16 protein-coding genes and 1 tRNA gene are annotated in these 24,188 nt (G+C 73.1%); 2 read left to right on the top strand and 15 right to left on the bottom strand.

Annotated features, from left to right (window positions below; translation table 11 throughout):
- Positions 1–3: 3 nt before the first annotated feature.
- Complete coding sequence (locus S1361_RS21910) at positions 4–1,113, bottom strand: DUF2786 domain-containing protein (protein ID WP_208033505.1); 1,110 nt, start codon at positions 1,111–1,113, stop codon at positions 4–6.
- Positions 1,114–1,249: 136 nt separating this feature from the next.
- On the opposite strand from S1361_RS21910, the gene S1361_RS21905 reads away from it, so the two are divergent.
- Complete coding sequence (locus S1361_RS21905) at positions 1,250–1,996, top strand: Clp protease N-terminal domain-containing protein (RefSeq protein WP_208033504.1); 747 nt, start codon at positions 1,250–1,252, stop codon at positions 1,994–1,996.
- Between the two features lie 48 nt (positions 1,997–2,044).
- The gene (locus S1361_RS21900) at positions 2,045–3,733 is read left to right on the top strand and encodes a bifunctional 3'-5' exonuclease/DNA polymerase (protein WP_208033503.1); all 1,689 of its coding nucleotides are present in this window, start codon (positions 2,045–2,047) and stop codon (positions 3,731–3,733) included.
- A gap of 10 nt (positions 3,734–3,743) precedes the next feature.
- Here S1361_RS21900 and S1361_RS21895 read toward each other — a convergent pair whose 3' ends face one another.
- The 14 genes from S1361_RS21895 to S1361_RS21830 form a co-directional block, all read right to left on the bottom strand.
- Complete coding sequence (locus S1361_RS21895) at positions 3,744–7,211, bottom strand: AfsR/SARP family transcriptional regulator (protein WP_243769256.1); 3,468 nt, start codon at positions 7,209–7,211, stop codon at positions 3,744–3,746.
- Between the two features lie 518 nt (positions 7,212–7,729).
- A complete protein-coding gene (locus tag S1361_RS21890; protein WP_208033502.1) occupies positions 7,730–8,623 on the bottom strand; it encodes a glycosyltransferase family 2 protein in 894 nt (297 codons plus the stop codon).
- Positions 8,624–10,669: 2,046 nt separating this feature from the next.
- Complete coding sequence (gene cas6, locus S1361_RS21885; protein ID WP_208033501.1) at positions 10,670–11,467, bottom strand: CRISPR system precrRNA processing endoribonuclease RAMP protein Cas6; 798 nt, start codon at positions 11,465–11,467, stop codon at positions 10,670–10,672.
- A gap of 1 nt (position 11,468) precedes the next feature.
- Complete coding sequence (gene cmr1, locus S1361_RS21880) at positions 11,469–12,707, bottom strand: type III-B CRISPR module RAMP protein Cmr1 (RefSeq protein WP_208033500.1); 1,239 nt, start codon at positions 12,705–12,707, stop codon at positions 11,469–11,471.
- Between the two features lie 2 nt (positions 12,708–12,709).
- The gene (locus S1361_RS21875) at positions 12,710–14,197 is read right to left on the bottom strand and encodes a hypothetical protein (RefSeq protein ID WP_208033499.1); all 1,488 of its coding nucleotides are present in this window, start codon (positions 14,195–14,197) and stop codon (positions 12,710–12,712) included.
- Entirely contained in the window at positions 14,194–15,144 is a 951-nt protein-coding gene (locus S1361_RS21870; protein WP_208033498.1) for a hypothetical protein, read from the bottom strand. Before S1361_RS21870 ends, S1361_RS21875 begins: the two co-directional genes overlap by 4 nt.
- A 7-nt stretch (positions 15,145–15,151) precedes the next feature.
- Positions 15,152–16,123, bottom strand: coding sequence for a type III-B CRISPR module RAMP protein Cmr6 (gene cmr6, locus S1361_RS39900; protein WP_208033497.1), 972 nt, complete (start codon positions 16,121–16,123; stop codon positions 15,152–15,154).
- A complete protein-coding gene (cmr5, locus tag S1361_RS21860; RefSeq protein WP_208033496.1) occupies positions 16,120–16,584 on the bottom strand; it encodes a type III-B CRISPR module-associated protein Cmr5 in 465 nt (154 codons plus the stop codon). Before cmr5 ends, cmr6 begins: the two co-directional genes overlap by 4 nt.
- Entirely contained in the window at positions 16,581–17,534 is a 954-nt protein-coding gene (gene cmr4, locus S1361_RS21855; protein ID WP_208033495.1) for a type III-B CRISPR module RAMP protein Cmr4, read from the bottom strand. Before cmr4 ends, cmr5 begins: the two co-directional genes overlap by 4 nt.
- A complete protein-coding gene (locus S1361_RS21850; RefSeq protein WP_208033494.1) occupies positions 17,531–18,616 on the bottom strand; it encodes a type III-B CRISPR module-associated Cmr3 family protein in 1,086 nt (361 codons plus the stop codon). Before S1361_RS21850 ends, cmr4 begins: the two co-directional genes overlap by 4 nt.
- Positions 18,613–20,478, bottom strand: coding sequence for a Cas10/Cmr2 second palm domain-containing protein (locus tag S1361_RS21845; protein ID WP_208033493.1), 1,866 nt, complete (start codon positions 20,476–20,478; stop codon positions 18,613–18,615). The genes S1361_RS21850 and S1361_RS21845 overlap by 4 nt, the downstream gene beginning before the upstream one ends.
- A 446-nt stretch (positions 20,479–20,924) precedes the next feature.
- A tRNA-Thr gene (locus tag S1361_RS21840) sits at positions 20,925–21,001 on the bottom strand.
- Between the two features lie 106 nt (positions 21,002–21,107).
- The gene (locus S1361_RS21835; RefSeq protein ID WP_208033492.1) at positions 21,108–22,709 is read right to left on the bottom strand and encodes an alpha/beta hydrolase; all 1,602 of its coding nucleotides are present in this window, start codon (positions 22,707–22,709) and stop codon (positions 21,108–21,110) included.
- A gap of 152 nt (positions 22,710–22,861) precedes the next feature.
- Positions 22,862–24,067 (bottom strand): DNA polymerase III subunit delta', encoded by a 1,206-nt coding sequence (locus S1361_RS21830; RefSeq protein ID WP_208033491.1) that lies wholly within the window; start codon positions 24,065–24,067, stop codon positions 22,862–22,864.
- Positions 24,068–24,188: the final 121 nt, after the last annotated feature.

Genomic DNA, 24,188 nt, shown 5'->3' with positions numbered 1-24,188 from the left:
CCCTCACTCCAGCCGCGGGCGGGCTTCGACCTGTGCCCGGTCCGCCGCGCGGGCGCCCTCGGTCCAGCCCACCGCGTCGCTCACCCCGCGCAGCCGGGTCGTGGTGGTCTCCGGGAACATCCGCTCCAGCCGGCCGGTGACGGCAGTCTCGCGCGTGGCCAGCACCGGCAGCAGGTCCCGGGTCACCTGGCTCTCGGCGGCGGCCGCGAGCCGGTCGCCCACGCGGTGCGCGTAGGCCGCGAGGAACGACTGCCGAAAGGTCTTGGTCCGCTTGCGTCCGCCGGCCCGCTGGGCCGCCTCGGCCTTGGTCATCGCGTGCGTGGCCTGCACCAGCAGCGAGGTGTAGAGCATGTCGACCGCCTCCAGGTCGGCCTCGAAGCCGACGACGGTGGAGAAGCCGAGCGGTTCGTTCCACACCGCGCGGCAGTGGTTCGCCGTGGCCACCGCGTCCAGCAGGACCGCCTTGGCCTGTTCGTACGGCGGCTCGACCCCGATCCGGCAGGCGCCGGGCGCGTCCGGCGCGGGGGCCTCGGCGGCGAGCAGCGCCTCGTCGACGCTGTGCCGGGCCATCAGTTCCTGCGCCTTGGCGGTGAGCGCCTCGGCCTCCTCCGGGTAGCCGGTGGCCTCGGCCTTGGCGAGCAGCGCGCGGATGCGGCCGAGCATGCGGGAGGCGGCCGGGCCGTGGGCGCGGCGGGGCTCCTCCTCCAGGGGCTCCAGGGCGGGCAGCCGCAGCAGCAGGCGGTACAGCTCCAGGACGGCCGTGGCGTGCGAGAAGCGGTCGGCGGTGCGCTCGGGGCCGGCGGGCAGCGCCGCCAGCTGGCCGGCCCAGCGGCGCCCGCGCGGGCGGTCCCGCCCGGCCTGCGCGCGGATCAGTGCGGCGGCCAGGCGGACGTGCGCCTCGTCCAGCTCCCGCCGCACCAGCCGTACGACGTCGGCGGGCTGCCAGCCGCGCTGCCAGGCCGTCGCCACGAAGTCCTCGCCGCGCCGCGCGAGTTCGGCGTCGGCGGCCGGGTCGGCGGCGAGCAGGGAGGCGCCCGTGTCGAGGCCGGTGTCGGTGTCGTCGTAGAGGGCGGCCCGGAAGGCCCGCTCGACGGTGCTGGCGGTACTGGTCACGCCGTCGATCGTGCCACGGCGGACCGACAGCGGGCGGCGGCCGTCCACAGGCTGTGGACAGTGAACCGGGGGCGCAGCGAGCGAGACCGTCAACCATCGGTTGACAGCACCAGGGAGGCAACCTACGGTTGACACCATGGCGACCAACCCGAATCTCACGGCATCCGTACGCCTCGACGACCTCATCGAGGCGATCAAGAACGCCCACGACGAACCCCTTGAGCAGCTCCAGGACGCGGTGATCGCCGCCGATCACCTCGGTGACGTGGCCGACCACCTGATCGGGCACTTCGTCGACCAGGCCCGCCGCTCCGGCGCGTCCTGGACCGACATCGGGCGGAGCATGGGCGTGACCCGGCAGGCGGCGCAGAAGCGGTTCGTGCCCAAGGAGTCCGCCGACCTCGACCCCGGCCAGGGCTTCAGCCGCTACACCCCACGCGCGCGGAACGTGGTCATGGCCGCGCACAACGAGGCGCTGGCCGCCCGCAACGCCGAGGGCCGCCCCGAGCACCTGGTCCTCGGCCTGCTGGCCGAGCCGGACGGCCTGGCCGCGAAGGCGATCACCGCGCAGGGCGTCCTCCTGGACTCCGTACGCCAGGCCGCGACCGCCGCGCTGCCGCCCGCCGCGGACGACGTGCCCGACCTCGTCCCCTACGGCCCCCAGGCCAAGAAGGTCCTGGAACTGACCTTCCGCGAGGCCCTCCGGCTCGGCCACCCCTACATCGGCACCGAGCACCTGCTGCTCGCCCTGCTGGAGCACGAGAACGGCCAGGGTGTGCTGAGCGGCCTCGGCCTCACCAAACCGGCCGTCGAGGAGTACGTCGGCAGGATGCTGGCGCTGCTGCTGGACAAGAGGTCCGAAGCAGCCGACGAGCAGGGGTAGAACCGCAGGTCACGGGGATTGTCAGACCCCCCTGCCAGACTCACGGTCATGACCGACCGGTGGGCTCTCGCACCGGCCGAGGACTCGGGCGTGGACGTCGCCCCCCTCGGCCCGGACGGGCTGCCCGCCGGACCGGTGCGGCGGGAGAGCGATCTCGCCGAAGCGGTGCGGAGCCGCCCGGAGGTGACGCGCTGGGTGTGGCGGTCGACCCCCGAGGTCTACCCGCGACTGCTCGCCACGGGGGTGCGAGTGGAGCGGTGCTACGACATCGAGGACGCCGAAACACTCCTGCTGGGCCACGAGGGACGGTACGGCGAGCCACGCTCGGCCGCCGCCGCCCTGGCCCGCCTCCGCGGCGGCCCCGTACCGCCCGACCCGCCGCAGCGCGCTGCCGAACCGGGCGCCCAGTCCCCGCTGTTCGAGCCCGCCGGCACCCGGCTGCCCCTGCCCGACCTGCTCGCCGTCTACGCCGAGCAGCTGCGGCGGCACGAGAAGACCGCGCACCCCGACCGGATGCGGCTGCTGACCGCCGCCGAGTCGGCCGGGATGCTGGTGGCCGCCGAGATGAACCACGCGGGCCTGCCCTGGAGCGCCGAGGTCCACCGCGAGCTGCTGCACGGCCTGCTCGGCGAGCGGTACGCGGGCGGCGGCGAACCGCGCCGCCTCGCCGAGCTGGCCGACCAGGTGTCCGCGGCCTTCGGCCGCCGGGTGCGGCCCGATCTGCCCGCCGACGTGATCAAGGCCTTCGCACAGGCCGGGATCAAGGTGAAGTCCACCCGCCGCTGGGAGATCCGGTCCGTCGACCACCCGGCCGTCGAACCGCTGCTGGAGTACAAGAAGCTGTACCGCATCTGGGTGGCGCACGGCTGGTCCTGGCTGCAGGACTGGGTGCGCGACGGCCGGTTCCGCCCGGAGTTCCTCGCCGGCGGCACGGTCAGCGGGCGCTGGGTGACCAACGGCGGGGGTGCCCTGCAGATCCCCAAGGTGATCCGGCGGGCCGTGGTCGCCGACCCCGGCTGGCGGCTGGTGGTGGCGGACGCCGACCAGCTGGAGCCGCGCGTGCTCGCCGCCATCTCCCGCGACCCCGGCCTGATGGAGGTGGCCGGCCGCGACGGCGACCTCTACCAGTCCGTCTCCGACCGGGCCTTCGCCGGCGACCGGAACCAGGCCAAGCTCGCGGTGCTCGGCGCGGTGTACGGCCAGACCTCCGGCGACGGCCTGAAGAACCTCGCCGCGCTGCGCCGCCGCTTCCCGAAGGCCGTCGCCTACGTCGACGAGGCGGCCCGCGCGGGCGAGGAGGGCCGGCTGGTGCGCACCTGGCTGGGCCGCACCTGCCCGCCCGCCGCCGGGGCGGGCGAGGACGCGTCCGAGGAGGCGGGCATCCCGGCCGGCGACGAGGAACAGGACGGCCGGAGCGGCTGGTCCCCCGGACACGCCTCCGCCGACTCCCGTGCGCGGGGCCGCTTCACGCGCAACTTCGTCGTGCAGGGCAGCGCCGCCGACTGGGCCCTGCTGCTGCTCGCCGCGCTGCGCCGGACGCTGCGGGACATGGCGGCCGAGCTGGTCTTCTTCCAGCACGACGAGGTGATCGTGCACTGTCCCGCCGAGGAGGCCGAGGACGTCGTCCGGGCCATCCGCGAGTCCGCCGCCCTCGCCGGCCGGCTGACCTTCGGCGACACACCGGTGCGGTTCCCGTTCACGACGGCGGTGGTGGAGTGCTATGCCGACGCCAAGTAGGCCGCTGCCGTCAGTCGGCCGGACCGTCGTCCAGCAGTTCCCGCAGCTCCGCCAGGACCGCCTGCTCGTCCGTGCCGTCCAGCGCCGCGCGGGCCGCCCGCCAGGCGTCGTACGCCTCCGCCCGCCGCCCCTGCTCGCGCAGCAGCAGCCCGTGCTGGTGCAGGGCCAGCCCGCCCATGTAGCGGTCGGCGCGGGCGTCGGCCCGGTCCAGCAGCTCGGCGCACTCGCCGGCCGCCCGGCCGGTCTCCCCCAGCTGCCGCAGCGCGCGGACCAGGCCGAGCCGGGTCTGGGACTCGCCGTGCCAGTCGCCGTGGCCGCCGAGGATGCGCAGGCTCTCCTCGAAGTGCCGGGCGGCGGCGGCCGGTTCGCCGAGGGCGAGATGGGCGTAGCCCATGTTGCAGTGCGCCGAGTGCTGCACGATGACCGCGCCGATCGCGTCCCCGATCGCCAGCGAGCGCCGGTGCTGCTCGATGGCGGCGCGCGGGTCGGTGTGCTCGTAGAGGTTGCCGAGGTGGCTGCGGGTGACCGCCTCCCCGTAGGGGTCGTTCAGCAGCCGGGAGTAGGCGAGGCTCTGCCGCAGCGCCTCCCCCGACTCCTCGAACCGGCCGAGCCCTTCCAGCAGCAGCCCCCGGTTGTTCAGGCAGCGCCGGATCCGGGAGGCGGTGCCCAGCCGCTCCCAGATCTCCAGGGACTGGTCGGTGAGGGCCAGGGCGCGGTTGTGCCGGCCGGTCAGGAAGTGCAGGCCCGCCAGGTCACCGAGGGCGTACGCCTCGGCCGCCGCGTCCCCGAGCCGCCGCGCCGCACCCAGCGCGGCCCGGCCCAGCACCTCCATCTCGGCGACCCGGCCACTGCGCTGCACATAGGGGAAGAGCAGCCGTACGAGCGCGGAGAGGTGGGCGGCGGTGCGCGGATCGTCGGTGTCCGCGTTCCGTGCCACCAGCGCGACGACGTTCTCCAGCTCCACCTCGCCCCAGGCGAAGGCCTCCTCGGCCGACTCGAAGGGCGCCAGGCCGGCCACATCCGCGGCGTGCCCGGCCGGCTGCGCGGAGGTCGGCCGCCGCCGGTCGTCCTGATCGAGCCCCGGCTCCACGACCGCCGTCAGCACCCGCTCGGCCATGGCGGCGTACCAGCGGAGGGCGTTCAGGTCAGGGGTGTGCGAAGGGCCGCCGGGACCGGCGGACTCCCGGGAGGCGCCGCCGTCGTCCGGGCGTCCCGCGAAGCCCTCGGCCGGTGCCTGCTGTGGGCGGTCGGCGTCCGCCAGCTCGCGGGCGAAGTCGCGGACCAGGCCGTGGGGTGTGTAGCGGCCGTACGCCGTCTCCTCCAGGAGGGCGACGTCCACCAGGCGGTCCAGCGCGGCCTCGGCGCGGCGCTCGTCGGTACCGGTGAGGCGGGCGATCAGCGGCGCGCCGTAGGTCGGCAGGTCGAGTGCGCCGATGTGGCGCAGGGCGAGGGCCGCGTCCCGGTCGGCCTCCCGCTCGGCGGCGGCGAGCGCGTCGTGGGCGACGGCCAGGGAACGGCGGACGCTCAGGTCGTCGTACTCCAGGTGCCGCAACCGCCCGCCGGTCTCGGCGAGTTGCCCGGCCAGCACGTCCGGGGTGAGGGCGCTGCGCGCGGCGAGCCGGGCCGCGACCACGCGCAGGGCCAGCGGCAGCCGCCCGGTCAGCTCGACCAGCGCGTGGCCGGCGTCCAGCCCCTGGCGCCCGCTCACCGCGCGTAGCAGGGCCGCGCTGTCCTCGCCGGTCAGCGGGGTGAGCGGGAAACGCCGGGCACCGTCGAGCGCGGTGAGCGGCGAGCGGCTGGTGACGATCACCGCGCAGCCGGGCCCGGCCGGCAGCAGGGGCCGCACCTGGGCCGCGTTCGCCGCGTCGTCCAGGACCAGCAGGATGCGGGCGGGCGCGAGCAGTGAGCGGAGCAACGCGGCGGCGGCGTCGGGCTGTTCGGGGATGTTCCGGGGCTCGGCGCCGAGGTCGCGCAGCAGCGCGGCGAGCGCCTGCGCGGCGGTGAGCGGGGCCATGCCGGGGGTGGCGCCGTGCAGGTTGACGTAGAGCTGCCCGTCAGTGAAACGCTCCCTCAGCTCATGGGCGACGTACAGGGCCAGCGCGCTCTTGCCGACGCCGGCCATACCGCTGATCACCGCGACGGCAGGGGCCGGGGCGGGCGGCTCGGTCAGCGCCCGGCGCAGCTCCCGGCGCACGTCGGCTCGGCCCGTGAAGTGGGCCGGAGGAGCCGGCAGCTGGGCCGGGCGGGGGGTGTGCCGCGCGGCCGGTCCGGCACCGTCCCGTGCGGACGCGGACGCGGGCGTCGCGGGAGAAGCGGAGGGCGCGGGCGGCGTGCAGGCGGCCGGGTTCTCCGGGGAGGCGGCCGCCTCGGCGGTGGTGGCGTCGGCGGGCAACGCTCCGTCGCGGCGCGGCTGTCCGCCCTGGCCGGCCGGCCGCGGATCGCCGTACTCCTCGCCCCGCCGTCCCTCGCCGCTGCCCCGCAGCACCTCGACATGCGCCTCGCGGACCGCCGGGCCGGGTTCGATGCCGAGTTCCTCCACCAGGCGGGCGCGCAGATCCCGGTGGACGGCGAGCGCCTCGGCCTGACGGCCGGTGCGGTGCAGGGCGAGCATCAGCTGACGGTGGTACGCCTCGCGCAGCGGATGCTCGGCGACCAGCGCGGCCAGCTCCGGCACCAGCGCGGCCAAACGGGCTCCACCGAGGGCGAGTTCGGCGTCGTAGCGCCACTCCAGCAGGAGCCGGCGGGCCTCCTCCAGGCGCTGCACCAGCGCGTAGCCGCCGATGTCGACGGGGAGTCCGCTGAGCGGGGTGCCCCGCCAGAGCGCGAGCGCGCAGGCGCAGGCCCGTACGACGTCCGGCCAGTCCCGCCGGGCGTGTGCGGACCGCGCCTCGGCCACCCGGGCGTCGAAGACGTGCACGTCCAGCTCGCCGTGGTCGACCCGCAGCACGTAGCCCGGCGGTACGGCCCTGAGCCGTTCGGGGTCGTCCAGGAGCCGCCGCAGCCGGGTGACGTGGTTGTGCAGGGAGGCCTGCGCGGAGACGGGCGGCGCTCCGCCCCACAGGGCGTCCTTCAGCGCCTCGACCGACACGACCCGGCCGGACTCCAGCAGCAGAGTGGCGAGCAGGGCGCGGACCTTGGGGCTGCCGATGGCCCGGACACCGTTGCCGGGGTGGTCGTCGCCGCGGGCCGGGGCGGCCGGCGCGGGGGCACCGGCACCGGCCTTCCCGGTCGGGCTGCCGGCAGCGGCTCCGCCGGGGGTGGGGGTTCCGGGAGGGGGGTCGTCGGAGGTTCCGGAGGAAGGGTCGCCGGAGGTTCCGGAGGCGGGATCACCGGAGGTTCCGGAGGAAGGGTCGCCGGAGGTTCCGGAGGAAGGGTCGCCGGGGGTTCCCGCAGAGGGGTCGTACGAAATCCCGCACGACGGTCGGTCGTAGAGAACCGGCGGTCCCAGCAGTCCGAAGCGCAGCTCGCACCGCCGCATCACGCCGCTCCACTGCCTTCCCGCGCGGTCGGGGCCGACCGCACTCCGGGGCGGGCGTGTGCCCGCCGTTGCCTGGCGGAATTCCGCCCTGTCCACAACGGTTTCCCGCCACCTTCCGCTTGCCGGCCGACCGCCGGTCCGGAACCGGAATCCGCCGGACCGCCGGGCTTTTGGGGCTGCTGCCGGACGAGTTCCGGCCAACCGCTCCGCGACCCGCCGACGAACCGTTGGCCACATGTTAGCGATCCGTTGGCGAATCCTGATGTGATCATTCCATCGGATCCGGCCCGACGGCGCGCGCGTAGGACGCGTAACTCGGGGGAGTGTCGCCGCAGGTTGGGTCCGGGGACGACAAGGGCCCCGGCCGTCGGAGGTGAACGACCGGGGTCCCGTCCCGTTTTTCCCGTAACGGCGTTCCGCCGCTGCCCTTTCCCCGTGCCCCTTCGGCGGTCCCTTCCCCCGGCCTGCGCCGGCGGACCGGCGCCACCGGTTCAGATGAGCGGGTCGGCGCCACCGGCTCAGATGACGGGCGGACGCCCCAGCCGGGTCAGTCGCCAGACCGTCCGCCAGCGCATCGGCCGCCGCTCACCGGCCGGCTCCCGCAGCCCCTCCGCGAACCCGCCGAACCACGCCCTGAGCCCTGGCAGGGAGCGGGTGCGGGCGAGGGTCAGGAGCGTCCACAGCCCCAGGTGCACCGGGACGAGCGGCAGCGGCAGCCGGCGCCGGACGAGCCAGACGCGGTTACGGGCGTTGACCCGGTAGTAGATCGCATGCCGGGCCGGTGAGGTCTTGGGGTGCTGGAGGAGCAGTTCGGGGGCGTACAGGATCTTCCAGCCGGCGTCGGCGGCCCGCCAGGCGAGGTCGGTCTCCTCGTGCGCGAAGAAGAACTCGGCGGGCCAGTCCCCGGTCTCGGCGAGCATCGCCATGCGCAGGGCGTGTCCGCCGCCGAGGAACCCGGTGACGTAACCGCCGCGCATCGGGTCCGACCTGCCCACCCGGGGCACGTGCCGCTGCTGGGTCTCGCCGTGCTCGTCGGCGATGCGGAAGCCGACGATGCCGAGGCGGGGATCGGCGGCGTACAGGTCCCGTATCCGGCGCAGTACGTCGGCGTCGACGAGCAGCCCGTCGTCGTCCAGTTCCACGACGACGTCGACGTCCCCGAACTCCCGCAGCCGGGCGAGCGCGACGTTCCGGCCGCCCGGGCAGCCGAGGTTCTCCTCTACGTCGATGGTCGTGACCTCACCGGGCAGCGAGAGCCGGCGGGCGAACTCGGGCAGCCGGCAGCCGTTGCCGACGATCACGATGCGGGCGGGGGCGAGGTCCTGCTTGGCCACGGACTCCAGCAGGGCGTCGACCTCGGCGGGCCGGTTGCCCATCGTCACCACGGCGACGGCGATCCTCGGCTCCACCACGTCCCTCACCCCATCCGGCCGACGACGGCACCGCGCTCCGGCCGCGCGCTGCCCGCCGTTCACCAAGATGTTGCCTCAGGGGCGGGGGTTCACCCGGCACGGATTCACTTTGCCGCCTCTTTGATCCGGTTTTGTCGCCCCGTTTCCCTCCGGGGGCACCGCGGCAGGTTCCCTCCGCAACACGCGGCACCGGCGGACCAGTTCACCTGAGCGGCAGCCGGCCGTTCGGCCGAGGCGCGTCACCCCTCCTGCCCCTCGCGCGATGCGAAGGGGCCGCCCGCACCCGCCCCGGGAAGACGTCGGGCGCAGAACGAGTCCCGTCGTCGCGGCTCGTCTCCGAGACCACGGACCGAGGGGCACGAGGACCGAGCCCCTCCGGCCGACGGCACCCGGAAGATCGCACCCGTCGCAGGGCGCGATGCGCCGGGCGGGGGGCCACTTCCCGACCGCGCCCGCGAACCGACGATCGAGACCCGAGCGGAGACCACGGGCAGCAACGCGGCCCGCGATCCAGTTCAAAGTCGCGCTCGACGGCGGCAGACGGGCTGTGTACACAAGACCGTCAGGGTCCTCGCCGGGAGGGTCCCGTCAGGACGATTGTGCAGCCAGCCGCGGTCTGCGAGCTTCATCAACTTGGCTATTCAGCTCCAGCTTCCCGCGCACCGCCAGCTCAAGTCCCAGCTCCTCGCCCACCACCCTGACCCGCACCGGGCCATCGGCTGCCCGCACGATCGAGAGGGTCCTGTGGGCTTCGCGTCAGCGGAGATGGGGGTCCTCGGAGACCGGCCGACCACGCTCGACGTGGTTTCGATGCCCTGCCGGCTTCGCTCAGCGGATATTCGTGGCGAAGGAGCTGTTTCGGCTGGCTCTGGAGCTTTTCGGTTTCTATGCCCTGCGGGCACGTCAGCGGAAATTTCGCGTGTCCGTAGGTTCGCACTGTGGATCGCGATGGGTTTCTATGCCCTGCGGGCTTCACGTCAGCGGAAATAGTGGACCTGCGTGTTCGGCGTCGTGGTAAGTGGCCCGTTTCCATGCCCTGCGGGCTTCACGTCAGGGGAAATGCTTCCCGCTGTGTGGGGGTGCCGACCTGCATCGATCGTGCCCGATGCGCGAGGAGGGAGACGCCGGATCTCCTGAACTGTGAGGTATGCCACCCTGTGGCGGTGTCGTAGCTTCTGAGCTGTGGGAACGGGTCACGCGGGAATCGCCCTGGGAGGGGCTCCTGACCTGAAGGCGGTTATGGGGTGCCGGCCGCAGGGCGAAGGTCGCGTCACCGTCGCCATCCGTCACACGATCCAGAAGTCGGCGCGCTCCTCAAGGCGACGGTTGCCGAGGATGACGAGCTCGTTGAGAGCGGTGGCGGGCAGGAGGCAGAGGTCGGCCGTGGGGCGTCTCCCTTCGGTCAAAGCGATCGACGATCGGGCGCGGAGGCGTCCGCGTCGAGCATGCCCTGCGGGCTTCACGTCAGCGGAAATGATGCTGTCTGCAGGAAGACCGTGGCGCTGGGCGCACCGGTTTCTATGCCCTACAGGCTTCACGTACCGGAAATGCCAAGGACTCGCGGATCTCCCAGGTCTTCGACCGCGTCCGCGTTTCTATTCCCTACGGGCTTCGCATATTCGGAAATGGACCCGTCGCTTCGGGACCAGATCGACACGATGTGCTTTTCTATGCCCTACGGGCTTCGCGTGCGCGGAGATCTGGGACTACAGGTACTGCTGGCTGCGAGACGCCTTGTTGTTTCCATGCCCTACGGACTTCGCGTACGCGGAAATGCAGGTGGACGCCAACTCGGCGTACCGGCTGGAGAACCCGCTTCTATGCCCTACGAGCTTCACGTACCCGAAAATGCTCCCTGCCATGCGGGGGTGATGACCTGCGTCGATCGTGCCCGATGCACGCGGAGCGCGAAGCCGGCTCACGCAAACTGTGACGTACGCCACTTTGCAGTGCAATCGTTGCGGAAATGGCTCGCGCGACAATCGCATCGGGAGGGCCTGTCGGCGCTGGGCCGGTTACGGGCCGCTGGGCGTGGGCTGTCACGAGTCATTCGTGGGCCCCTTCGGTCCTGGAGCCCGTTCCGCGGATGCCTGCTGTCGCTTGCGGTGCGCCGTCGGTCCTCCGCCGGCCCGGCAGCCTGGTTGTCGTCGCTCCGAAGCCGTGGGTCGTGCTCGCGCCGGTGCCGGCGTACGGAGCGAAGCGGACGAGGGCCGCGAACAGGCGTTGGGTCTGCGGCGAGGCGTCGCGGGCCAGGCGGAGGGTGATGGCGCCGGTGAATCCTGGTCGGGGGTAGGCGTAGCCGGAGTCGCGTCGGGCGGTGGTGATGGTCACCTCCTGGATGCGTAGGGCGCGTTGGAGGTCGTGCCAGGTGTCGTCGGGGATGCGGAGGGGGGAGTCGTCGCCGACTGCCGAGTTCCAGCTGCGGCGGTGGCTGCCCAGGATGAGGGCGGGGTCGGGAGTGAGGTCGGGTTCGCCGCTGCGCGTGAAGTAGGTGGGAGAGTGGAAGGTCAGAGTGGCGCGGGTTGTGGGGGGTGCTGCGGCGAGGGTGGCGTAGGGCTCGGTGCGCTGGTGGGTTCGGGTCACGTGGCAGCGGGTGTTGCCAAGGCGCAGGACGCGGGATTCCACCGCGGTGGCGGGTATGTCGCCGGTGCCGTACCACGAGGTTCGCAGGTGCAGCGTGGTCGGCGCGTGGGCAGTGGGCTGCTGGACGGTGAAGGTCTTGACCGGTGAGGTGTGGTCGGAGCCGGGGCCTTCGAAGAGAGCGCAGGCCAGTCCGTGGAGTTGGCGGGTGTCCGGCTTCCACGCCCGGACCGTGCGCAGGCTCAGGGTGAGGGCGACGGGCACCTCAACGCTCCCGGTTGGCGGGGGTGAAGGTGCCTCCGGTGCGCATGGTCTCGAGCCAGGTCGAGGCGCGGTCGCGGAGGTCCTGGTCGGTGACGGTCAGGGTGCGCCGGCCCAGGCGGACGCTCAGCTCCTTGTCCTCTTGCGGGAGGAAGGCGCCGAGGAAGGCGAAGGAGAACAGTCGCATTCTGGGGCCGGTGCCGACGGGGCGGAACCACACGGGTGAGGCCCGGCGAAGGGACTCCGTGCCCTTGCGCACCTCGACGGTGTCCTTGTTCCGCGTGGCGGGGTCGTAGAAGGTGATGGGCAGTCCGAGGGCGCCGAGCGGGAAGTGGTCGCTGGTGCCCCGGATCGTTTGCCGGTACTCAGGTGTGTGAGGGCGGCCGCCGTCTTCGGGGTGTTCGCCGGCCCGGAAGTGCCGCCATTCCCGGCCCGCGTTGAGCAGGAGGGCCGGCCAAGTGGTCTGGGTGGGGTGCAGGGCCACGGCGGTGTGCCCGCCGAGGACCGGGTAGGTGGGGCGGGCGCCGTTCCAGGGGGCGGTTCGGGTGGTGACGTCGTCCGGTGCCGCCTCCAGGGCGGCGAGCCAGGCATGGTGTCGGGCGAGGGCGCCGTGGTCGGCGGTGAGCCGGTCGAGGTTCTCGTAGTAGGCCGGGCCGGGGGTGGTGAGGTCGTCCGGTGTCCAGTCGCCGGGCAGGGAGCCTGCGGTGACGCCGGTGATGCGTAGTCCGCCGAAGCCGCGGCGGGCGCGGGCGCCGAGGCCGCCGTAGGTGCACAGCAGCCACAGGGAGGCGAGGGCGAGGGAGGCGGCGGCCTCGGAGGTGCCGGGGGTGAAGCGGAGGTCCAGGTGGAATTCGGTGTCGGCGCGGACGAAGTCCCGGGTCAGGCCCTCGTGGGGGCGCTGCCGGGCGTCCTTGACCCTGGTGTAGAGGCCCTGTCCGAGGAGGTACTGGATGTGCTCGCCACCGGGCATGTTGAGGAACTTCGCCTCGGCGCGGTCGGCTGGTCCGGGTGGGTCGGGGATGCGCAGGACGACGGGGGACTGGCGGTCGGTGGAGCCGAAGACCTCGCGTTCGAGGGCGGCGAGCAGGCGCAGGTCGTCCCCTGCCGCGGTTCCGGCGAGTGCCCGGAACCAGTAGCGCATGGCGCCGCGCAGGGAAGGCACGCGGATGGTGGCGCCGTGCTGGTCGTGTTCGCCGTTGAACACCGGGGTGGTCGTCCGCAGGGCGAGGGTGATCCAGGGCACGGTCAGCCTCCGTCGTTCCAGGTGAGATGGGCCAGAGGTGCGGTGATGGGGCGGTCGTCCCACAGGATCTGCGAGAACACGCCGACGGCGAGGGACCAGGCGGTGGCCAGGGCGAGGACCTGCCAGGCCAGGCCGGTGGTGTGCCAGAGCCGAGGGAGGGGGATGCGCCCGGGGCCAGCGGGGACGGACTCCGTGTAGGTGGCGGCGACGACCACCAGGACGACCAGGGAGAGCAGGAAGGCGTGGGCGGCGCCCACGAGAAGGACGCCCGAGGCCCGGGCGAGCGCCCGCAGACCGTCAACGCCGTGGTTGCGCACCTCGATGACGAGGTATCCGTACGCACCCAGTACGAGGGCGATGGCGGCGAGGCCCCAGCGGGGATGCGGGTCGGACCACCAGTTCATCGGCAGGGCCAGCAGTGCGAAGAGACCGAAGGCGGAGGCGGCCGGGAAACGCAGCAGCCATTGGGCGGCCCACAGGGGGCCGCGTCGGACAGCACCGGTGACCAGGACGAAGTACGTGAGGGACGCGAGTATCGCTGCCGTGTGGAACCAGTAGGCGGCTGCGAAGCCGCCGACGACCGCGGCGCCCACGGCGGCCGTCGCCAGTGCGAGCACGGCGGTGCGCCAGTGGTCGTGTCCGGTGGCGGGAGCCAGACGTGCGGTGTGCAGGAGCCGGAAGCGGGGCAGGAGGTGGCGCTGGAGGATGTGGGCGAGCACGGCGTCGTCGCGCACGGTCGGTACCGCGGGCTTGTCCAGTGTGTGGTGGGTGCTGGAGAAGCGGCTGCCGTGTGACGGGGTGTCGGCGACGGTGTGGACCAGTTCCGCGTCGAGTTCCTCGGACCGGACTCCGGCGAGCAGTGGGCTGCTCTGGTAGGTGTTCAGGGTGGCCAGCCAGTCCCTGCGGGCCTCTTCGGCCCGCAGCGCGAGGAGCGGCCAGGTCCGGTGGCCGAAAGTGTTGCCGCAGGGGTCGGCGGACTCGGCGGGGCGCAGGCGGCCGGCTGCCCAGACAGGGTCTTCGCGATGCCGGAGGGGTTCGCTCAGGACGAGGAAGCGCAGGCGCAGTGCGAGGGGGCGCAGCAGGTAGGCGTCCGAGCCGGTGTCGTCGCGCAGGCGTCGGTGGGCCGCTTCGGTGAGCCAGCACATCCAGGACCAGACACGGTCGGGCCGCGGGTGGTGGCCGACGGATCTCATGGCGGCGGCGACGGTGACCAGGACGTGGTCGGGGCTCGACAGCAGGGTGATCAGCTGGTCGCGGCGCATGGCGACCTGGTCCAAGGCCGCGTCGACAGCGTCCGGACGAGCGTGCGTCCTGCCCTCCAGCGGCAGGAGCGGTCTGAGCAGCGGCACGATGGCGGCCGCGTCGAAGGCGTCGGTGTCGCGCCGCGTCCAGTCGTCGGGGCGGGTGAGGCGGGCGGAGGGGAGCACTCCACCGGTCAACCGGTCCCGGAAGGCATGCAGTTCGGCGGGCAGCTGGGCGAGGGTGCTCATAGCCCCAGCGGTTCCTCGGGGCGTCCGATGAGGGCGAGGAGTCCGGCGCCGAAGGCGGTGAGTTCGTAGTCGCCGCTGTCGGTGAGGTCGTAGGCGTAGCCCTCGAGGACGTCGTTCCCTGGGCTGCACGGGGTCTTCCCGGTCTCTCGGAACGGGTGAAGGACCTCATGGAGGACTTCGATCCTCATGCGGCGCAGTGGCAGCCGGATGGGTTTTCCCAAGGTGTCGCGGTGCAGCATGAACGCCTGCACGGTGCCCGTCCTCCGCAGGGACCGCAAGCCTTCGGCGAGGCCGATCAGATAGGGGACGGCCGCCTTGTAACCGCCGGAGAGGTGGAAGAGGAAGTCCTCGTCGCCTGAATCGGCGACCTTCGTGACCAGCGTGCGGCCGAGAGTGCCCAGCCCCTCCATGGCGCGGGTGAAGTCCCCTTCCGTGTGCGCGTCGAGGCCCGGCACGCGGACGACAAGGGCGCGCCCGCGCGGAGCACTGGGGAGTTCGGCGGGGCTGGGCAGGTACTCGACGCGGTCGAGGTCTCCCTCGGTGAGGGCGAGGGCGTTCCACAGCGCGGCGGTGAGGCCGTCGACGGTGTCCGTCGCGAGCAGGACGGCCACGTCGTTGGATGTGCTGCCGGCTGCCAGATGGCGGCGGCCTCCCGGGACGCGGGTGAGGGTGTCCAGTTCGGCGCTGATGCCGCTGGGCCACAGTCCGGGCTTGACCGCTTGGGTGAGCTGCGCGAGATACCGGTGCTGGTCGGTGCCGGGGCTGAGGCAGGCGCCGAGTTCCACGGCCGCGGCCTGGTTGTCGGAGCCGACCGTGTCCGACAGGACGCGGGCGGGGGACTCGTCGCGGATGGCGTCGGCGAGGTCGGGGTCGAGGCCGCTGATCCCGCTGGGTGCGCTCAGCGCGTCGACGAGATTGGAGCCGACGGAGACGAGGTGCAGGGTCATGGCCGGTTCAGTCCTTCGCGCAGGGAGCGGGATCGCGGCGCCAGTCGGGATCGGGTTCGATGTGCAGGTAGCCGTAGCCGGCCGAGGTCTTCGCCCCGGCGCCCAGCTCGTCGGCCGCGTTCGCCAGCCAGGCCGCCGCGTCGTGGACGGCCTTGGCGTCGCGGCCCGCGAGGTCGATGGTGAACGTGGCGTCCCGCACGGTCAGAAAGGTGACGGGGACGGGGTTGTGGTGTTCCGCGGGGGGCTCGGCCCGCACGGTCTCGCCGGTGCGGTTCGTCTCCGCCGTCCTGTAGTACGGCTGGACGTGGGGCGTGAGGACATCGCGCTCCACGGGCGCCACGCCGATCGGCAGTGCGTCGAGGAACAGCACGCCTCCGCGGGACGCCCGGGCTCGGCTGCCGTCCTCGGCACCTCGGGCGTCTTCGGAGGCGGAATCGGCGGGTGGTGTGCGGTCCTGCGTGCCCGTGGGGCGCGGTGTTCCGAAGACGTGGCCGATGGCGGCGGTGTCGGAGACGTACTGGGCGGCCCAGGCCGCCGTCATCCCCTTCAGCCCGCTGGCGAAAAGCACCGGCCAGCCGTACGTGCCGTGCAGGGCGATGCCGATCTCGTGGGCGTTGTCCTTGGCGCCCACGCCGGCCGCCAGGCGCCACTGCACACGAGCGTGCAACCGGACGACCGTGTGGCCGGCGTCCGCGAGGGCGCGCAGGCTGCGGGTGCGGCGGGCGAGGGCGCGGGCGATGAGCCTGGCGTCCTGGCCGAGGTTGGACTGGTCGGCCCAGTGCAGCAGGCGCCGGATCGCCCGGTCGTCGCTCTGGCAGCGGTCCTCGGTCCAGGTGGTGAAGGCCGTACGGCGGAGGACGACCAGCGGGTTGGCGCCCTGTTTGCCCTTGCCGCCGCCGTGCGTGCGCAGACCGCCACCGTCGTTCAGGGAGACGGCCTGCCCGAGGGGGCCGACGGGGATGCTCGCGGGGTCGCTCACGCGGTTCCCTCCCCGGTCGGTGAGACGGCGTCGGCCGTCGCGTCCGAGTCGGGCGTCGTGTCCGTATCGGCGGTGTCTTCGCGGAAGCGGGCCTCGGCGAGGCGGCTGAGCCATCCGGCCAGCGAGGAGATCTCCGCCGACGCGCGGGCGTACGCGGCCCGGTCCGCGGTCGCGAGCGCGTCGAGGAGATCGCGGTCGGTCGCCCAGTGGGTTCGCCGGTCGATGAGGGCGTGCTTGCCGATGTGCCGGCGGATCCCTTCGGCGACCTTCGCGTACGCGGGCCCTTCTCTGCTCCCGTGCTTCTTGGACAGGACGAACGCGTACGTGGCGGCGAGTCCCGCGGTGTGCAGCATCACCGGCAGCTGCTTGTAGCGGGTGCGCAGCGTCCTGTCGACGGTCTCGGGGAGCATGTCCATGGCAGCCAGGGCCATCGCCTGGTCCACCCTTCTGACCGGGCTCATGCCGTGCCCTCCCCCTCTTGCCGGTCGGCGCCGACGAGGCGGCACCACACCAGTCCCTTGCCGATCGTCTCGTCGCCTCCGACCTGGATCTGCCGCCCGTGCAGAAGGTCTCGCAACTCGTCGGCGTAGAGGTCGGACAGGTCGGACCCGCGCAGCGTGAGGGAGGCGGCGAGCAGCGTCTCGGCCGGAAGGTACTCGCTGTAGAACGGGCCCTGCTCCACGGTCTTGCCGCTGTTCAGCTGCACCCGCGCCACCAGCTCGGTGCAGTCACGGTTCAGGTCGGGCATCACACCGTCGTCGACGACCAGAAGGTCCTTGCGCAGCTTGTCGGCGAACGGCTTGAACTCCTCAGTGGCGCCGATCGCGTCCTCGGCGATCCGCCGCGCCCACGCGGCGACGTGCGGGTCGGGCTTCTGTGCGAGCGGCACGACGAGCGGCCCGAGGACCTCGTCGCGGCTGTCGCCGCACCACCTCTCGTCAGCGGCCAGGGCCACGCCGGTCTGCGTGCGCTCCGGCGGGACCAGCCGCGGGCGTACCCCCTCGGGCAGAGCCAGGTGCTTGCGGGCCAGACGGCTCAGGGCGATGTCCGAGGTGACCCAGGCGAAGGTTTCCTGGAGCGTGGGGACGGGCAACGCGACGAGCTGGGCGTCGCCGACGGAGAGCAGCCCTGCCGTCGACGTCCCCTGGTCCCGGCCGCTGTTGCCGTCGCCGCGCCCGAAAGAGGGGGGATCGGAGCCGAACACCGCCTCCACGACCTCGTGGTCCCAGCTGCCGTCACGTGCGGCCTGGCGCAGCGCGCCCTTCAGGCTCTGGCCCCACACCACGGGGTAACCGGTACCCGCCTCACGCTGAATGGGCAGGTCGATCACACCGGACGCGTCGGCCGCGCCCGCGTGCAGCGGGGATTCCGCGTACAGGTACAGCAGCCACTCGTGCTGGGCACGGCTCACGTCCACACTCCCGTCAACACCACTCCGAAGCCTGCCGTGCGCAGCCGGTCCGCCGGTTCCCGCCCGTACGCCGTGCCGTGCACACGCGGTCGGCCCGCGTCGCCAAGCGCCCAGGCGCTCGCCGCGGCGGCGTCCGCGAACTTCAGGCAGTACACCGATCCGGCGGGCACCGCCCAGCGCAGCATCCTGTCGGTCGGGCGCGCGCCACCCCGGCCCGGTTTGGCGGTGGCGACCGGTTCGGCGTCGGGCACGGCGGCTGCCACCAGCTTCGCCCCGTCGGGCAGCGGAGGCCGCCAGCCGTCGTGCCACAGCGCCGGCGTGGCCACATACAGCGCGATCCGTCCGTCAGGGAACGTGTGCGGGCCTGTGCGCTGCGGCGGTTGTGGCCATCGCACGGACCCGGCCACCTCGACCCAGGCGAGCCGCCCGCGGCCGCCGAACGGCACACTCTGCCGTGGCTCGACATCCCAGCCGTCGCTCACGACACACTCCGCGAGGAACCCCCACCCGTCCGCCATGCGCAGGTGCGCCGCCTGGTAGAGGAAGCCGGGGCGCGCCGTGTGCTCGTCCGTGCGGGCCAGACCGACGTGCGGCTCGCTCTGCACGGGAGTCTCCCGCAGACACTCGACGTCGCCGGCGCGCGCCACCGGGGCCACGAGCTCTCCCGCCAGGTAACGCCGCAACTCCTCACCGGGCAGCCACCCGCCCCAGCTCTGCCCCGTCCCGGCCTTACCCGCGGCGTCCAGCCAGCACGGCACCGCGTCCCCCAGGTCGGTGGCGGAGCCTTCCGGGGCCTTGCCCGGCCTCAGCCGCGCCACCTCGCCGGAGTCCGGGACGGCCACGATGTCCGCCGGCACGGGGAAGTACGGCGTCCATCGGCCCCCGCGCGAGCGGCGGGCCAGCACCGGTCCGCGCACCTCGTCAGGCTCCCCGCCGAGGGCGGCACCGACCGCGCCTGCCAGCGTGCTCGGGTTCGGCCACACCGCCCGGGCCGCGTTGTCCGCGCCCGCGTCGAACGCCCGTCCGTCACGGATGAACAGCGAGTCGCGGGGCGTGAACGCCAGCCACACCGAACGGGTCACGGCATGCCTCCCGCGCACTCCTGCCGCAGGAAAGCGGCGACCTTCACCGGCTGGGCGAGCCTCGGGCGCCGCCGCTCCGACCCCGGACGGCCCGCCGCGCCGCCGCCCGACTCCGCCACGGCCAGACGCACCAAGGCGTCCGCCTGTGCCGGCGTACCGCCGTGGCGGACCACCAAACGCCGTATCTCCGCTGAGAAGAGGTCCCTCGGCAGACTGACCAGCTCCGCCTCGTCACGCAGGCAGTCCTGTACGAGCCGCAGCGACAGCCCCCTGCTGGTGCCGCCGTCACCCGACGACACGGACGATCCACCGGACAGGAACTCTGTGAAGTCCTTGACCGGCCCGCCAACCCCCGCCGTACGCGCCCAAGCCTGGACGGACTGCTCGCGCACCCCCGAACGGCGCAGATATCCCACAGCGAGCCCGTTCTTCCCCTCGACGTCCTCCTTCGCCGCCTCCAGCAGATGCTGGGCCTCCCTCACCGCCCGCTGCAGTGGCGAGCGGTGGTGGAAGAACAGGACGGCCGTACTCGCCGTGGGCAGCGTGTCCGGCCGTACGGCGCTGCGGCATGCCGCGGCAGCGGCCAGGGCGTGCGCGGCGGGGAAGAAGGCCAGAAGGTCGTCACCACCGGCATAGACCGGAACTCCGAAGAACTCCTCGCCCCCCAGCTTTTCACATGTGTCCCGGGCGAGAGTGGAAAGCTGTGCGGAGACCTCCCGATGCCATCCCTCCGTCACCAAGAACCGCTGTCGGCTCCCCGCGACCTCTCCGCCGAGGAACCGCCCCATTCCGTCCAGGTCCTGCGCGACGATCGCGAGATGGGACCCTGGAGGTGCCACACCCTGATCCGCCATCGCCCTGTGCAGCGCCCGCACCGCACGCGCGCCCTCAGCGACGACCTTTGCCCGCTCCCCGGCGTCCACCACCGGGAACTCCCTGGCCAGGACATCCTCCTGCCAGGAGTCGGGATAGACCCAGCGGCCCGCCGAACCGGCCAGCCACCTCTCGACAGCAGTCGCTCCGGAACCGGCCTCCAAAGCGGGCAGGGGCTGCTCCCGGCTCTTGTCCAGGACCCGTGCAGCCCCGTACAGCGCGGACACGGCGCCGCACACCGCGGGGTCGTCCACAGCGGCCAGCACCAGGTAGCGGAAGGGCGCCGAGGCGATCGCGCTGGTCGACGGAAACCCCCTCGGCACCGCACCGGGACCGGTCCCCTCCCCCGCACCGCCGATATACCGGTAACGGCGCTTCACCCAGTTCGCGGCGGCCAGCCGGTCCTGCTCGTGTGCCGGCACGCCGGAGGGCCGGCCGGGTTCGGCGGACCAGCGGGGGCTGAGCGAGCACAGCTCCACGTCGGCCTGTTCCAGAGTCCCGAAGGACCGTAGACGCTTACGGGCCATCAGCAACCGCTGCGCAGCCGCCCACTGCTCCCCGTAACCCCCGGCCGTGGCCGGAACGCTGACCCACTGGACACTCGGCATGCCCGGTGTCGCGACTGGCCGTCCCATCACCTTGCGCACCAACTCGTCCCACGCTCGCCGCACGGCATCGGCGGCAGCCGCGGCCACGCTGCTGCCCGACCCTCGGGGCGCGAGCGCGACGATACGGTTGGGCACCACCGCAACACCGAGCCCCCCGGACTGCCCGTCAGTGCCGGCGAGGTGGTCCGCCGCACCGGCCACCGAGTCCGCCGCACCGACGGCCTGCCGCAGGGCTGATGGGAACACCAGGCGCGCGCCGAGCCGTACGCACTCCCGCGCCGCGCGGACGGACAGCCGCTCGACGATCGCACTGCCCGCGCTCAGATCGGACGTGGTCCGCGACTCGCTGATGAACGCCTGAACGCCTGAAACGGCGATCACGACCAGGTCATCGCGTAAGGAGCCGGTGCTTCCCGGCTCGCCCCCCGCTGTGCCCATTCCCCCGTGCGCCTTCCTGTGCCCGCCCCCGCCATCCCGCGCGCGCCGCACAGCCGACGCCTGCACCATGACGTAGGTCCATCACATGGTGACCATTAGTAGCATCTTGTGTGGGATGCGTCGCAGCGGTTCGCGAGAAACCCCATCCCTCCAAGCGACTGTGCGCAGTCCGATTCCGCTCGGAGGGGGGCGGTTGTTCCCCGTCGGCTCGATGAGGAGGCGATCGAGGCGGGGACGATGCAGGTAGGGCCGCGCGTACAAGGACTGCGGCCCACCAGGGCGCCATGCGTAAGACCTTCCCGGCCCCACCCTGGACCCGTTCAGCCCTCGTACGGGCCTCACAGAGAATGCGAGAAAGCCAGGTCAGACAGTGCCCGACCTGGCTTTCATGGAGCCGCTTTCGGGATTCGAACCCGAGACCTACGCATTACGAGTGCGTTGCTCTGGCCATCTGAGCTAAAGCGGCGCGCTGCCCGCACCATGGTGCGATCGGCAACGTCGGTAAGTCTACACAGTTTCCGGGGGTGCTTCGTACCCGCCCCGGAGGGGTGGTTCCGGGGCGGGTGGGAGGGTTACGAGCAGCGCTTCCCGGCCGGTGGCGGGGTGCCGCGGAGGAGGTAGGTGTCGATCGCCGTGTCGATGCAGGTGCTGCCGCGGCCGTACGCCGTGTGACCGTCGCCGTCGTAGGTCAGGAGGCGGGCCGAGGAGAGCTGGGCGGCCAGGGACCGGGCCCAGCGGTACGGCGTCGCCGGGTCACGGACCGTACCGACCACCACGATCGGGGCCGCCCCCTTCGCCTCGATGCGGTGCGGCTCGCCCGTCGCCCGCACCGGCCAGTACGTGCAGTTCAGCGTGGCCCAGGCCAGGCCGGGCCCGAAGACCGGGGAGGCCTTCTCGAACGCGGGCAGCGCCTTCTGGACGTCCTCGGGGCCGCTGAAGGCCGGCGGCAGGTCCAGGCAGTTCACGGCGGCGTTGGCCATCATCAGGTTGCTGTAGCCGCCGTCGGCGTCCCGCTCGTAGTAGCTGTCGGAGAGGGACAGCAGGCCTGCGCCGTCCTTCTTCTTCATCGCCGAGGTCAGCGCCTCGCGCAGCTGCTCCCAGGACCCCTCGTCGTACATGGACGCGATCACTCCGGTGGTGGCCAGCGCCTCCCCCAGCCTGCGGCCGTCCGCCGGGATCGGGTGGGCGTCCAGCTTGCGGAAGAACGCGTGCAGGCGGTCGCCGGCCTGCGCGGGTGTCGTGCCCCTGCCGCCGAGCGGGCAGTCGGAGTGCCGGACGCAGTCCTTCACGAAGGCCCGGAACGCCGTCTCGAAGCCGGCCGCCTGGTCCAGGTTCAGCCTGCGGGCGTCCAGGGACGGGTCCATCGCCCCGTCCAGCACCATCCGGCCGACCCTCGCGGGGAACAGTCCGGCGTACGTCGCCCCGAGGAACGTGCCGTACGACGCCCCGACGTAGTTCAGCCTCCGGTCGCCGAGCACCGCCCGCAGGATGTCCATGTCGCGTGCGGCCTCGACGGTGGAGACGTGCCGCAGCAGCCGCGCCGAGCGCGCCCCGCAGCTCTCCGCGAACTTCCGGTCGGCCGCGACGAGGGCGTTGCGTTCCTTCGCGTCGTCGGGGGTCGTGTCCGTCTGCGTGTACGCGTCCATCTGCCGGCCGTCGAGGCATTCGACGGGCTCGCTGCGGGCGACGCCCCGCGGGTCCACCGCCACCATGTCGTAGCGGGCCCGGACCTGTGCCGGGTAGGCGACACCGGCGTACTGCTGGAGGTACCCGATCGCCGAACCGCCCGGGCCGCCCGGGTTGACCAGCAGGGAGCCGAGCGGCTTGCCCTTGCCGGTGGCCTTCTTGCGGGCGACGGCGAGCCGGACGTCACCCGCGTCGGGCCGGTCGTAGTCCAGCGGGGCCCGCATCGTCGCGCACTGGAACCCGGGGACGCCGCAGTCGCGCCACCGCAGCCGCTGGGTGTAGTACGGCGCCAGCCCCGACGGCGTCGAACGCGGCAGTTCGGCGAGCGCCGCCTCCACCCGCCCGCCCGCCGACGTGGTCGAGTTCCCGGACGAGCAGGCGGACACGAGCAGGGCGGCGGCCGCGAGGAAGCCGGCCGTCAGGCGGATCGCCGACCGGGGGCGGGTGCGCCGGTGCCGACGGGAGCGGGGGGATGGCCTGGTACGCATCGGACGAGCGTAACCGTGAGCGACGAGGTGAGCGCGGTGCGTGGGACGTGGTGGCTCGTACGAGGGACAGAGCCGGGTCGGCGCGTACGCGGCGCGGGCCCGGGGTCGCCCCTACGAGTGACATCCCCACGAGTGACATGGTGCGCAGCGCCTCACCCCGCTCGCAACGCCATCGTCATCGCCTCCACTGCCAGCAGCGGAGCCACATTGCGGTCCAGGGCCTCGCGGCACGCGGCGATCGCCTCGATGCGGCGGAGCGTGGACTCCGGGGTGCCGGCACGGGCCAGCCGCTCCAGGGCGTCCCCGGCGTCGGCGTTGGCGATCGCCACGCGGGTGCCGAGCTGCAGGGCGAGGACGTCGCGGTAGAAGGCCGTGAGGTCGCCGAGCGCGACGTCCAGGCTGTCGCGCTGCGTACGCGTTCTACGGCGCTTCTGCATGTCCTCCAGGTCCTTCATCACCCCCGCCGTGCCGCGCGGCAGCCGGCCGCCCTGGGCCGCGCCGAGCGCCGCCTTCAGCTCTTCGGTCTCCTTGCCGTCCATCTCCTCGGCGAGCTGCTTGGCGTCCTCGGCAGCCGCGTCCACCAGCTCCTGGGCGGCTCTGAGGCAGGCACCCACCTCGTCCAGCCGCAGCGGCAGTTTCAGCACGGCGGCACGGCGCTCGCGGGCCGCCGGGTCGGTGGCCAGGCGCCGGGCTCGGTCGACATGGCCCTGGGTGGCGCGGCCGGCCGAGGCGGCCACCTCCGGCTCGATGCCGTCACGCCGGACGAGCATGTCGGCGACCGCCTCGACGGACGGGGTGCGCAGGTTCAGGTGGCGGCAGCGGGAGCGGATGGTCGGCAGGACGTCCTCGACGGACGGGGCGCACAGCAGCCAGACCGTGCGGGGGGCGGGCTCCTCGACGGCCTTGAGGACGGCGTTGGCCGACTTCTCGTTCAGCCGCTCGGCGTCCTCGACCAGGATGATCTGCCAGCGGCCGTTCGCCGGGGAGGTGAACGACTTGCGGACCGTGTCCCGCATGTCCTTGACCAGGATCTCGGCGCCGACCGCGGCGACCGTCGTGACGTCCGCGTGGGTGCCGAGCAGCGCGGTGTGGCAGCCGTCGCAGAAGCCGCAGCCGGGGGAGCCGCCGAGGGCGCGGTCGGGGCTCACGCACTGCAGGGCGGCGGCGAACGCCCGCGCCGCCTGGTTCCGGCCCGCGCCGGGCGGTCCCGTGAACAGCCAGGCATGCGTCATCTTCGACGCCTCGGGCAGCGGTTCGTCCGCTGCGGCGGCCGTGACGAGGGCGTCGGCGTCCCGCGCGGCCGCGTCGAGCACCGCGCTCACCTTCTCCTGCCCGACGAGGTCGTCCCACACGGTCATGGGTCACGCCGCCCTTCCGTCACATTCCGCGTTCCGGAGTCCATTGTGCGGGTGGGCACTGACAACGGGGGCGGGCGGAGGGGGTGGGGTGGTGGCCGGTGGCCGAAGTGGCAGGGCGGTG

It is taken from the genome of Streptomyces cyanogenus, assembly GCF_017526105.1.
Taxonomy (GTDB): domain Bacteria; phylum Actinomycetota; class Actinomycetes; order Streptomycetales; family Streptomycetaceae; genus Streptomyces; species Streptomyces cyanogenus.
The sequence above is the reverse complement of the archived record's forward strand: the minus strand, read 5'-3'. Positions and strand labels throughout refer to the sequence as shown.

Bases quoted from the DNA above. Each gene is read 5' to 3' on its own strand.
- S1361_RS21905 (WP_208033504.1), top strand. From the start codon at position 1,250: ATGGCGACCAACCCGAATCTCACGGCATCCGTACGCCTCGACGACCTC.
- S1361_RS21900 (WP_208033503.1), top strand. From the start codon at position 2,045: ATGACCGACCGGTGGGCTCTCGCACCGGCCGAGGACTCGGGCGTGGAC.
- S1361_RS21895 (WP_243769256.1), bottom strand. From the start codon at position 7,211: ATGCGGCGGTGCGAGCTGCGCTTCGGACTGCTGGGACCGCCGGTTCTC.
- S1361_RS21875 (WP_208033499.1), bottom strand. From the start codon at position 14,197: ATGAGCACCCTCGCCCAGCTGCCCGCCGAACTGCATGCCTTCCGGGAC.
- S1361_RS21870 (WP_208033498.1), bottom strand. From the start codon at position 15,144: ATGACCCTGCACCTCGTCTCCGTCGGCTCCAATCTCGTCGACGCGCTG.
- cmr5 (WP_208033496.1), bottom strand. From the start codon at position 16,584: ATGAGCCCGGTCAGAAGGGTGGACCAGGCGATGGCCCTGGCTGCCATG.
- S1361_RS21835 (WP_208033492.1), bottom strand. From the start codon at position 22,709: ATGCGTACCAGGCCATCCCCCCGCTCCCGTCGGCACCGGCGCACCCGC.
- S1361_RS21830 (WP_208033491.1), bottom strand. From the start codon at position 24,067: ATGACCGTGTGGGACGACCTCGTCGGGCAGGAGAAGGTGAGCGCGGTG.